General features: G+C 74.3%; 7 protein-coding genes. All 7 read right to left on the minus strand.

Annotated elements, in window-relative coordinates:
- Positions 1-68: 68 nt before the first annotated feature.
- The 7 genes from ACIGQF_RS03370 to ACIGQF_RS03400 all read right to left on the minus strand — a co-directional run bounded on the left by ACIGQF_RS03370 (position 69) and on the right by ACIGQF_RS03400 (position 11,365).
- On the minus strand, positions 69-5,456 hold the full coding sequence (locus tag ACIGQF_RS03370; protein ID WP_399704875.1) for a hypothetical protein: 5,388 nt from the start codon (positions 5,454-5,456) through the stop codon (positions 69-71).
- A gap of 91 nt (positions 5,457-5,547) precedes the next feature.
- On the minus strand, positions 5,548-6,483 hold the full coding sequence (locus ACIGQF_RS03375; protein WP_399704877.1) for a hypothetical protein: 936 nt from the start codon (positions 6,481-6,483) through the stop codon (positions 5,548-5,550).
- Between the two features lie 94 nt (positions 6,484-6,577).
- On the minus strand, positions 6,578-8,119 hold the full coding sequence (locus ACIGQF_RS03380; RefSeq protein WP_399704880.1) for a hypothetical protein: 1,542 nt from the start codon (positions 8,117-8,119) through the stop codon (positions 6,578-6,580).
- A 56-nt stretch (positions 8,120-8,175) separates the two neighbouring features.
- Positions 8,176-8,820 carry a pyroglutamyl-peptidase I gene (pcp, locus tag ACIGQF_RS03385; protein ID WP_399704883.1) on the minus strand — a complete coding sequence of 215 codons (645 nt, stop codon included), beginning with the start codon at positions 8,818-8,820 and terminating at the stop codon, positions 8,176-8,178.
- Between the two features lie 47 nt (positions 8,821-8,867).
- Positions 8,868-9,836: a DUF979 domain-containing protein gene (locus ACIGQF_RS03390; protein ID WP_399704886.1), complete on the minus strand. Its 969-nt coding sequence runs from the start codon at positions 9,834-9,836 to the stop codon at positions 8,868-8,870.
- The gene (locus ACIGQF_RS03395; RefSeq protein WP_361567667.1) at positions 9,833-10,540 is read right to left on the minus strand and encodes a DUF969 domain-containing protein; all 708 of its coding nucleotides are present in this window, start codon (positions 10,538-10,540) and stop codon (positions 9,833-9,835) included. Before ACIGQF_RS03395 ends, ACIGQF_RS03390 begins: the two co-directional genes overlap by 4 nt.
- A 99-nt stretch (positions 10,541-10,639) precedes the next feature.
- On the minus strand, positions 10,640-11,365 hold the full coding sequence (locus tag ACIGQF_RS03400; protein WP_399704889.1) for a GntR family transcriptional regulator: 726 nt from the start codon (positions 11,363-11,365) through the stop codon (positions 10,640-10,642).
- Positions 11,366-11,391: the final 26 nt, after the last annotated feature.

Consider the following 11,391-nt stretch of genomic DNA (forward strand, 5'->3'; position numbering starts at 1 on the left):
GACCGCGGGCGGCCGGACACTGCCGAAAGACCTGTGCGGGCCCGGGTGGTGACGGCGCGGTGTGCGGGCTACCGCTCCGCCACCGGGCCGTCCGGCGCCGGCTCTTCGGACGACGCCGCCACCTCGTCCGAGGTGGTCGCGGGCTCCTCCTTCGGGGCCGCCTTGCGGTCGCCCTGCGGGATGCGCGGGGCGTCCTGCTCCTCGGGGCGCTTGAACATCCGGGTCGCGGTGATCTCGCCGTGGATCGTCTCCGCTTCGCGCTGCTGCGGCAGTCCGGGGCGCAGGTGCTCCTCGACGCTGATGTACTTCAGGCCCGCGCGCAGGTCCGCGTCATTCCGCAACCGGATGACCAGCGGGAACTCCGCGAGCGCCGTGGTGTCGAACAGGCCGGTGGTGTACAGCAGCTGAACGCCCAGCGCGTCGGCGACGGCCCGCTGGAGCTCCAGAAGGTACGTGGCGTTGGCGCGGCCGATGGGGTTGTCCAGGAACAGCGTGCCGGCGTGCCGTTCCTTGTCGCGGCCCCGGTCGTTGCTGCGCAGCGCCGCCATCGTGCAGTACAGCGCGATGGCCGCGGTGAGCAGCTGGCCGCCGGAGAAGACGTCGCCCATCTGCCCGACCGGCACCCGCTCGGCACGGAGCACCGCGTCCGGCTTGAGGATCTCCACGGCGACGCCGCGCGGCTGGAGGGCCGCGCCGACGCCCCGCAGGAGCAGCGACATGCCGTCCCGGCGCAGGTCGCTGTTGCGCTTGACGGCCGCCCGGGTCGCCTCGTCGATGACCTCGCCGAGCCGCTCGGTGAGCGTGGCCTGGTCCGGGTCGTCGAAGCGGATCCGCAGGAACTCCTGGCCCGACCACTCCCCCAGGCCCTCCGGCAGCCGGGACAGCCGCTGCGCCGAACGGAGCGTGGCCAGCGAGGACTCCACGAGCCCGCGCAGCCGGTCGACGATGCTGTCGCGGTTGCGCTCCAGCTGCTCCAGCTCGTCGGTGAGCACCCGCAGCCGGGGCGCGAACGCCTCGGCCCACTTCGCCGCGTGGTCAGGCAGCGCGGCGGCGGGCAGCTCGCGGATCTGCTGCCGGGCCGGGGTCTTGACCATCTCGTACCGGGTGGAGTTGGCGTGCCGTACGAGCACGTCGCTCGCCTCGCGGACCGCGGAGTCCGCCGCCGACAGGTCACTCGCGCAGCCGCGCAGCGAGCGGCGGGCCTCGGCGGCCGCCTGCCGGGCCTCCTCCAGCCGCCCCCGGTACGGCTCGGGCGTCTCCTGGTCCTCGTCGGGGGTGTTGTCGCGGAGGATGTCGCGCAGCATCGCGGCGGTCTCGTCGAAGCCGCCCGCCGCGTCCTCGGCGGTGCGGTGGCCGCGCAGCAGCTCGGCATGGGTGGCGCGGGCGGTGTCCAGCGCGTCGGTGGCGGTGGCCAGTTCGGCGTTGGCGGTGCGCAGCAGCTCCTTGGCGCGGTCGGCGTCGGCCGGTACCAGCTCCTCGGGCAGCTCGGTGTGCGCCTCGACGCCCTCGGGGGGCGCCAGGCGCTCCGCCTCACCGCGCAGCCGGCCGAGCTGCTCGCTGGCCGCGGAGGCGCGCGACTCCAGCATCGCGACCAGTTCCTCGGCACGGGCGGCCGCCGCCTGCCGGGACGGGCCGTCGGCCGCGTCCGGGCTCTGCAGCAGGATCTCGGCGCGCGTACGGACCTTGTTGGTGAGCCGGTCCAGTTCGTTGCGCGCGTTGCTCTCGTCGCCCTCGGCACGCGCCTGCTCGGCCCGCAGGTCGGCGCCGACGCCGACCTTCTCGTACAGCTGGGACGCGGCACGGTAGGCCTCGCGGAGCGTCGGCAGCGAGGACTCCGGCGGGGCCTCCTCCTCGCCCAGGTCGTCCGGCACGCCCGCGATCTCGGCCCGCTCGGCGCGGAGCGCGCGGGCGGTGCGGCGGGCGTCGTCGGCGGCGCGCTGGGCGGCGCGGCGGTCCTCGTCGGCGGCGCGCGCCCGGTCGACGCACTCCTCCGCGCGGGACTCGTACTCCGCGCCCTCGTCGGCCAGTTCGCGCAGCTTGGTCTGCCAGGCGGCACGCTCGCGGAGCCGGTACGCGAGCCCGGCCAGCGCGTCGGCGACCCGGCGGGCGCGCTGTGCGGCCTCGCCGCGCTCCTCCCGGACGCGGGCCGCCTCGGCGGCCGCCTCGTCCGCCTCGGCGCGCGCCGTACGGGACTCGGTCAGCTCGGCCGTGGCGGCGTCGGCGGCCGTACGGGTCTCCTCGGCGGCGGCCGACAGTTCGGCGAGCCGGCCGGCGGGACAGCCCGTACGCCAGGAGGCGAGCCGGGCGGCGAGCGCGCGGTCGGCGGAGAGCCGGGCGGCGAGCTGCCGGATCTCCTCGTCGCGCGCCGTGGCGCGGGCGCGCAGCGCCTGCCGCTCCTCGTCGGCGGCCGACTCGTCGTGCATGGCCGGGTTCGGCGGCACGAGGAAGACGCCGCTGTCCTCGGCCTCCGGTGGCGGGGTCGGCGCGAGCAGGGCGGCGGCCGTACCGACGGCGACGGCGGACCGCGGCAGCAGCGCGGCCTGGGCCAGCACGTCGCGGGCGCGGGCGTGGGTGTCGGGGTCGGTGATGATGACGCCGTCCACCAGCTCGGGGCGGGCGGCGAGGACCCGGGCGTGGTCCACGGGGTCGACGGACTGGGCGAGGTAGCGCCAGCCGGGCAGGGCCGGGACGCCGTGCTCACCCAGGTACTCGACGGCGGCCAGCACGTCGGGGCCGGGCGGCAGGAGGCCGCCGTCACCGAGCGCGCCGAGGATGCGCGCGTCGTCGGCGGCGGCGGTCCGCATCTCGAAGAGCTGCCGCTCGGCGGAGCTGACGCTCTCGTCGAGCAGCTCCTGCAGCGCTTCGGCGTTCCGGTCGACCTCTTCGGCGGAGAGGGGACCGGTGACGCCGGTGCGCCGGGGGCGGGCGGCAGCCGCTTCGTGCGGGCCGTCGCCGTCGCCCTCGTCGTCCGGGCAGGCTTCGTCGTCCGCGGGGGCACCCTCGCCGTGGGCGGCGTCGGCGAGGGCCTCGGGGTCCGCGGGCGCGTCGGCCTCTTCGGTACCGTCCGCCGCCCGTCCGGTGTCCCCAGTGGGCGCGTCCTCCGCACCACCTTGCCCGTCGTACGCGGCGCCTTCCGGTCCCTCTTCCGGTCCTTCTTCCGGTCCCTCGGTGCCGATTCGCGCCGAGACCTCATTACGGGAGTCCGAATCGGCGGCGTACGTGCCGCGTCCCCCGGCGGGGCGCTCGTCGGAGGCGGGCGCCTCGTCCTCGGCGGAGGCGCCGAGGCCCACGACGCCGGACGCCCAGGAGCCGCCGCCCACGGCCATCGCGTCGGCGGTGCCGGACGCGCCGGCCTCGTCCGCGTGCGCGGGCGCGGCGGGCAGCGTCCGGTCCGGGGCGCTGCCCAGCACGGGCCCGGCGAAGTACCCGTCGTCGGCGTCGTCCGCGTCCGTACCGAGCGCACCGGCCCCGTCGTCCTCGGGAGCCGCCGCGAGTGCCTCGTCCGCGTCGTCCAGGCGGACCGTCACGCGGAGCGGCGGGTGGGCGTCCGCGGCGTACGGGCGTCCGGCGCCACGCTGGCCCGGGAGGCCCGGCGCGGGTGCGGCCAGCGCCGACGGCAGGCCCAGCAGCTCCGCGAGCCGGGGCTCGGCGCCGATGGCCTCGGCGGCGCGGCGCTCGGCGTCGTACGCGCGCTCGGCGGCCTGTGCGGCGTCCTCCGCGCGGGCCGCGGCCAGTTCGGCGCGGGACTGGCGGGCCGCGGCCTCCTTGGCGCGGTCGCCGGTCACCCGGGCGGCCTCGCGGGCGGTGTCCCAGGACTCGACCGCGGCTTTCTCCGCGTCCGTCGCGGCGAGCGCGGCGCGGGCCGGGTCGGCGTCCGGCGCGGTGTCGTCCAGCCAGCCGGCCCGTACCGCCTCGGCGGTCTCCTGCTCGACCTCGGCCAGCCGCTGCCGGAGGTGCTCGGTCTCGCTGCGGGCGCGCTGCGCCGCGGTTGCGGCGGCGGTGGCGTCACGATGCGCCGCCTCTCCCGTCTCCTGAAGCGCCGCGGACCGCTCCTCCTCCTGGTTGGCCCAGGTCTCCGCCTCGGTAGCGGCGCCGTGCAGCGCTCGTACGAGGTCGGCCGCGGCCTTGCTGCGGGCGGCGAGCGCCGGTGCGGCGTCCCGCTCCGCCTCCTGGATGGCCGCGGCGACGCGCGCCGAGCGGTCGGCCGCCGCGCGGTGCCGCAGCACGGTCTCGGCGGCCTGCCAGGCGGAGTGCAGCGTACGGGCGTCGTTCAGCTCGCGGCGCTGCGCCGCGGCGCCCTTCTCGGCGGCGGCCAGCGCCAGCGAGGCGTGCCGGTAGGCGATCTCGGCGGAGATCAGGGAGCGCCGCTCGCGGGTGGCCTCGGCCTCGGTGACGGCGTGGGCGGCGCCGGCGACCTGCTCGGCCAGCTCGGCGGCGCGGCCCCGCTCCTCGGTGGCGCGGGCGTGCAGTCGCTGCGACAGGTGGCGCGTACGCCGCTCGGCACCGGCGTGCACGTCCCGGGCGCGCTCGCGGTGTTCGGCGTTCTCCGCGATCTTCGAGAGGAGGTCGAGGGAGCCGGCCGTGAAGTCGCGTTCGGCGGTCAGCTCGGCGCGGCGGCCGAGCTTGTGCGCGAAGCCGTGCACGAGGTCGGCGAGGCCGTCTGTGTCCCGGGTGTCCGTGACGGCGCGCAGCAGCAGGTCGGTGAAGTCGGAGTCGTTCTTGACGGCGAAGAGGCCGGCGGCCTCGCCCTCGTCGGCGTTCATCTCCCGCTGGTAGCGGAAGAGTTCGGGGTCCAGGCCCAGCTCGCCGAGGTGTTCGTTCCAGCGCTCGTGGATCTCGACCCAGACGACGTCGAGGTTGGGGTAGTTCTTGCCGGCCTCGGTGAGGGCGTCGCGGAAGCCCTTCATCGTGCGGCGGCGGCCCTGCGCGCCGGACGCGCCCTCGACGATCGGGCGTACGGCGGTGGACTCGGCCACGGGGAGGGAGTCCAGGCTCATCCCGGGCCCCGGGCGGAAGCTGTACCAGGCCTCGGCGAACTTCCGCGGGTCGTTGGAGACCTGACGGCCGCGCCACTCGCTGACCTTGCCGACCACCACGGTCTCGCCGGTCACCGTGTGCTGCCACTCCAGGGCCACGTGGCCGCAGTCGTCGGCGAGCAGGAACTTGCGCAGCACGCCGGAGCTGGCCCCGCCGAGGGTGTTGCGGTGGCCGGGCAGCATGACCGAGAAGATCAGCTTGAGCAGTACGGACTTGCCGCCGCCGTTCTCCAGGAAGAGCACGCCGGCGGGGGCCGGCCGGCGCGGCGGGCCGACCGGCTCCTCCTCGAAGAAGTCCGCCTGGGCCGGGGCCGGTCGGGGCACGGGCTCACCGACTCCGCGCAGGTCCAGGACGGTGTCGGCGTAGCGCGCACCGGCGGGCCCGATGGAGTAGAGGCGAACCCGGGACAGCTCGTACATAGAGGCGGACTCTCGTTGTCGTGACGGTGGTCGGTCGGTGGCCGGCCGGTCGGCCGGCCGTCGGTCGTGGGCCGCGGCCCACGGGGCGGGGTCAGCCCGAGTGGAAGGGCAGCCCAGCGTCGGCGACCAGGTCCAGGTCGTCGGTGTCCTCGGCGGGCAGCAGCGAGGCGCTGCCGTCCGCTATGGGGACCACGCCCAGCTCCAGCAGCTCGGCCATGGCGGCCGTGCCCGCCATGTCGCGCACCTGGAGCTGATAGCGGGCCGTGGTGCGGTACGTGCCGCCCGCGTCGTCCCCGGTGCGCTGCAGGAAGCCGGAGTCGACGAGGAAGGAGACGGCCTTGGCGATGATGCCGGTGGTCGAACCCGCCAGCCGCCGGGCGTCCTTGGTGGCGCCCGTCGAACTGCGCCGGGCGTACACCCGCCAGGACGCCTCCAGGCCGGGCGCGCCGCTGGTGGGGTCGGTGTTCTCGCCGGCCTCGGCCGCGCGCTCCTCCAGGCGCCGGCAGGCCTGCCGCACGAAGCCGTCCACGCCGTTGATCGTGATGCGGCCGATGTAGCCGTCGTCGGCGAGGTCCTCGGGGCGCGGGAAGGCCATCGCGGCGACGGCCAGGTGCGCGAGGCCGTGCAGGAAGCGGTCGCCCGCGTCCGTGGAGGCGCGGCGGGCGTAGTCGCCCATACGGACCGCGAAGACGGAGTCCTCGGCGGCGGTGACGGCCATCCCGGCGCGGGTGGAGACCTCCAGGACGACCAGGCCGAGCCCCGAGGCGACGGCGTCGGCGAGGCGCGCGAACGCGGGATCGTCCCGGTAACGCCGCAGCAGCTCGCCGTACTCGGCGTCACGGGCGGGCGCCAGCTTGGGCTGGAGGCCGAAGGACACCAGGCGGGCGGCGTCCGCGGCGTCGGCGGGGGTGACCGGCGCGGGGCCCTTGGCGGGCTGCTCCGCCTCCGGCGCGGGCAGGCCCCAGCCGTCGCCCGCGCCGGCCGTCGGATCCGGCCGCGCGGTGTCGTCGGCGTCGTACTCGGTCACGAATCTGGCTCCTTGCGGATCACGGTCTCAACTCTTGTGCGCCTCTTGGCGGTGCCCGCCCCGGCGGGGATCGCAGGCGTCCCGGCTCCCGGCATCACGCCACCTCCGACCGCTCGGCCGCCATGCCCGCCGCGTCCAGCAGGGCGGTGCCCACGATGAGGTCGGCGCCGCCGAACTCGTGGTCCACCAGTTCCGTGCCGTCGTCGACCGCGAAGAGCAGCTCTCCCTCGCCCTGGCGGTATGCCGTGCCGACCGGCGGGCTCGCGGCGTGCACCGCCAGCAGCGCGACGAGGTAGGGCAGTTCGGGGTCCTGGCGGCGCGCCTCGGCGAGCAGTCCGGAGAGCCGGCGCGGCGCGTCCGGGGGCAGCGTGAGCAGCGCGGTCGCGGCGTCCAGCTGCTCCTCGCTGAACCGGCTGTCGTCGGGCGTGGCGATGAGGTCGGGCTCGGGCATCTCGGCGCCGAGGTGCTCGCGCTCCTGGGGCGGGGTGAGCAGCATCTCGACCAGGTCGCCGACCCGTACGGCGGTGGGGGTGCGCAGGCCGGTGCCCTTGGCGAAGAAGGCGTCGGTGACCCGGGTGGACTGCTCCACGGGCAGCGGCAGTACGGGGGCGACCAGCTGGCCGTAGAGGTCCAGCCCGGCGTGCGCCGTGGGCGGCGCGAACGCCTGCCGGTCCTGCTCGGCGCGGAAGAGCGGGCCGGCCTCCAGGAGGCGGGACTGGAGCTGGGTGTGGCGGCGGATGCAGTCCTTGACGATGTCGACGAGCTCGGCGGCGCGCCGCTTGTGCTCCGCCGTCTTCGGGTCGTTGCCCGTCTCGGCCTCGTCCCGGGCGCGGCGGATGTTGGTGAGGATCGCGTTCTCGTGGCGGTACCGGTCGGCGACGTGGTCGAGCGCCTCGGTGATCATGTCGGGGACGGTGCGCAGCCAGTCCACGGCGCGGACGTTGCGCCGGGTCGCGTCGAGGGTCTTGCGGAGCGTCTCGGCGTACTGCACGGTGCGGTACCGCGCCTGCTCGGCGGCGAGCTGGGCGTCGGCGAGGCGACCGCGGCTGATCAGCACCTCCAGCTTGACCTCGGCGGCGATCTGGGCGCTGGTGACGTCCGTGTCGAGCGCGCCGACCAGGACGTTGACCGCCTCGTCGGTGGTGCGGAGGTAGACCGTGCCGCCGGGGCCGGGGACTTCTTCGATGAGCTTGAAGTCGTAGTCCCGGCGGACGTAGTCGCCGTCGGCGGTGAACGTGCCGTAGACCGCGCGGAAGCCGCGGTCCACGCTGCCGACGTTGATCAGGTTCTCCAGGACCCAGCGGGCGACGCGCTCGTGCTCGGCCGCCGGGCGGCGCGGCGCCTGTGCCGCGATGCGGGGCTGCAGCCTGGCCACTATCTGCTCGTGGTCGGCCCCGGTGTCGAAGTCCATGTGGAGCGTGACGAGGTCGATCGCGGACAGCGCGACCTCGGCCATGGCGTAGACGCCGTACTCCCCCGCGAGGTTGGCCTTGCGCGCGTCGAGGTCGTGCAGCGGCGCCGTGCACGCGAGCGCGCGCAGCCGCCGGGCCAGGCCCTCGTCGGCGGCCGGGCCCGGCGCGGGTCGCGTCACCCCGCTGAACTGGGGCGCAGCGCTCTGGGGGGATGGAGAAGTCACGGTGAACAGATTAGGCCGTCGCACTGACAACGGACGAAACGGCACGGCCCCGCAGGTCAGTGTGTGGCGCCTCCCACAGCCTTGATGTCGTCGGTGCGGTCCGCGGCCGTGACCATGATCACGCGCAGCGCGTCGGCGGTGGCGCCGACGGGGAGCGAGGGCTCGCCCTTGTCGGTGACCTGCTCGGGGGCGTACGGGACGTGCACGAAGCCGCCGCGCGTGGCGGGCCGTTCGGTGGCCAGGAGGTGCATCAGCCCGTAGAAGACGTGGTTGCAGACGAAGGTGCCGGCGGTCTGCGAGACGGAGGCGGGCAGCCCGGCCTCGCGTACGGCGGCGACGCAGGCCTTGAGGGGCAGCGTGGTGAAGTACGCCGCGGGACCGTCCTCGACGATCGGCGCGTCGATGGGCTGCTCTCCCGAATTGTCGGGAATGCGGGCATCGTCGACGTTGATGGCCACCCGCTCGACGGTGACGTCCGGGCGCCCGCCGGCCTGACCGACGCAGAGCACGATCTCCGGGTCCGCCGCCGCGACGGCCTCGCGGAGCGCGTCGAGCGCTTCCCCGAAGACGCAGGGCAGCTCGGCGGTCACGACCTCGACGCCGGGAGGCGGATCGGCGGCGACGGCCTCCACGGCCCGCTGGGAAGGGTTGACGTCACTTCCCCCGAAAGGGGCGAAACCCGTCAGAAGTATCCGTGTCATGCGCTGTTCCTCGGCGTCGTGTCGGAGCGTGTGCGAGTGCGGTGGGGTCAGAAGGCGAAGGCGGCCATGATGACGATGTTGCAGCCGAGCAGCACGACCGCGGTGGGCAGCTGCGCCTTGATCGGACCGTACTGGTCCTTCAGCTCCAGCAGCGCCGCCGGCACGATGTTGAAGTTGGCGGCCATCGGCGTCACCAGGGTGCCGCAGAAGCCGCACAGCATGCCGATCGCGAGGATCGCCGGCGCGTTGCCGTGCGCCTGCTCGATGAGGACGGGCCAGCCGACGGCGGCGGTCATGACCGGGAAGGCCGCGAAGCCGTTGCCCATGATGACCGTGAACAGGAACATCCCGACGCAGTAGACGACGACCGCGGTGATCACCGAACCGTGCGGCAGCACCGCCTCGGTGATGATGCCGACCTGCTTGCCGACGCCGGAGACCGCGAAGATCGCGCCGAGGGTGGCCAGCAGCTGCGGCAGCAGCATCGCCCAGCCCATGGACTCCAGCATGGAACGACCGGCGTGCAGCGGCGCGGCGACGCTCTTCTCGCGGAGCATGACCATCGCCAGGACGAGCGCCACGATGGCGCCGATCCCGAGGCCCAGGATGGTCTCGCTGCCCTCCTGGAGGAGCGGCCCGCCCCCGAAGGAGAGCTTCGGGACGAGGACGGCGCACACCAGAGCGACGGCCGGGATGGTGAGCGCGGGAAGGAACAGCTTGCTGCCGTGCTTACTGGCGCTCGCCCGCCGCTCCTCCGTGGTGGTCGTACGGGCCTTGCCGCGCCCGGTGAACCCGAAGGCGGCGAGGCAGATCATCACGAGGACCGCGACACCGAGCGGCTCGGCGGGGGCCGACTTGTCGACGACCCAGGAGCTGTACACGAAGCCCGCGCCGAGCAGGCCCCAGAAGGTCGCGGTGCCGAAGCGCTTCGGGTTGGTGCGGTCGGCCGCCATCTGCAGGGCGAGCACCATGAAGAGCGCGCCGACGAGCCAGTAGAACCACTCTGCCTTGATCACTTCGCGGCCTCCTGGGTGGCGAGTTCCACGCGGGCGCCGAGCAGTTCGCGTTCCAGCGTGCGGTCCATGCGGAGCAGCCGGCCGCCGTGCACGGCGAGGGCGCACAGCCCGGTCGGGATGGCCCAGAGGGCGAGCTGCAGGGGTTCGAGGTGGGTGTTGTACGTGGAGTTGGCGAAGCCGGTGATCAGCAGGATCGAGCCGACGGCGAGGAAGACGTCCTCACCGAAGAACAGCCCGACGTTGTCGGCGCTGGCGGTGAAGGAACGAATCTTCTCCCGCGTCTTGTCCGGCAGCGCCCCGTAGCGGCGCTCGGCGGCGCCCTCGGCCATCGGTGCGGCGAGCGGACGCACGGTCTGCGCGGGCCCGAAGAGGTCCCGCAGGCCGAGCGCGGCGAAGCCCTGACGGAGCACGAGGTACAGCGTCAGGAAGCGCCCGGTGGTCAGCTTCGAGAAGCGCGAGATGAGGTTGCGCGCCTGCTCCTGGAGGCCGTGGCGCTCCAGGAGGCCGATGACGGGCAGCGTGATGACGAAGATCGTCACGGCCCGGCTGGAGGCGAAGCCGTCCCCGAAGGCCGCGAGCACCTTCTGCGGGGACAGCCCGCCGAGGAAGCCGGTGGCGATGCCCGCCACCCCCACCACCAGCAGAGGATTGCGCCGCGTGGCGAAGCCGATGATCACCACGAGAACGCCCAGAAGAACGATCACCGGGACCGCCTTTCGCACGCAGAACCCCACGGATGTCGTGGGGATGTGCCAGGACGGTAGAGGATCGTTCTACGATCCGACAATAGGTTGAACGTTCTGTTACCGCGTGGAAACTTGTCCGGACACCTGCTGCGCGTACGCGCTCGCCAGCTGCGCCCGGGAGTCCTCCAGGTAGGACGCGAGCAACCGCTCGGCCTGCGCCGTGTCGCCGCCCTGCAGCGCTTCGAGGATCTGCCGGTTCCGCGTGAGGTACGGCTCATGGAAGCGGCGCGGGTCGTCCATCACGTGGAACACCAGCCGCAGCTCCGCGAGGACGCCACGCATCAGCTCGTCCGTGCGCGGGCTGCCGGCCAGCGCGACCAGCGCCTGGTGGAATCGGATGTTGGCGGTCGACAGGTCCTGCCAGGACCGCTCCAGGGCGGCCCGCTCCCCCGCCAGCACGGCCGCCTCGACCTGGTCCAGCTCGTACGGCGGCTCGCCCAGGCCGCGGATCACGGCGCATTCGATCATGGTGCGCACCCGGTAGATGTCGAGCAGGTCGTCCACCGCGACCACCCGCACGAAGACGCCGCGGTTCAGTTCGTGCACCAGCAGCCGTTCGTGCGTGAGCAGCCGGAAAGATTCCCGGAGGGTGTTGCGCGAGACCCCCAGCGCCCCGCCGATGGAGTCCTCCGACAGCCGCACCCCGGGCGGGAAGAAACCCTCCGCAATACGGTCGCGCAGTATGTCGGCAACCCGTTCGGCAGTACTCGTCCGCCCCAGCAGCGCCCGGTCCACCGCCAGCCCGGTCGGCTCCACGAGCCCCCTATCGATGCCCTTCGCCACGTCGCGCCTCACTTTCGTCCCCCGGT

The sequence above is a fragment of the Streptomyces sp. NPDC053560 genome (genome assembly GCF_044544605.1).
In the GTDB taxonomy this organism is placed as follows: Bacteria; Actinomycetota; Actinomycetes; order Streptomycetales; family Streptomycetaceae; genus Streptomyces.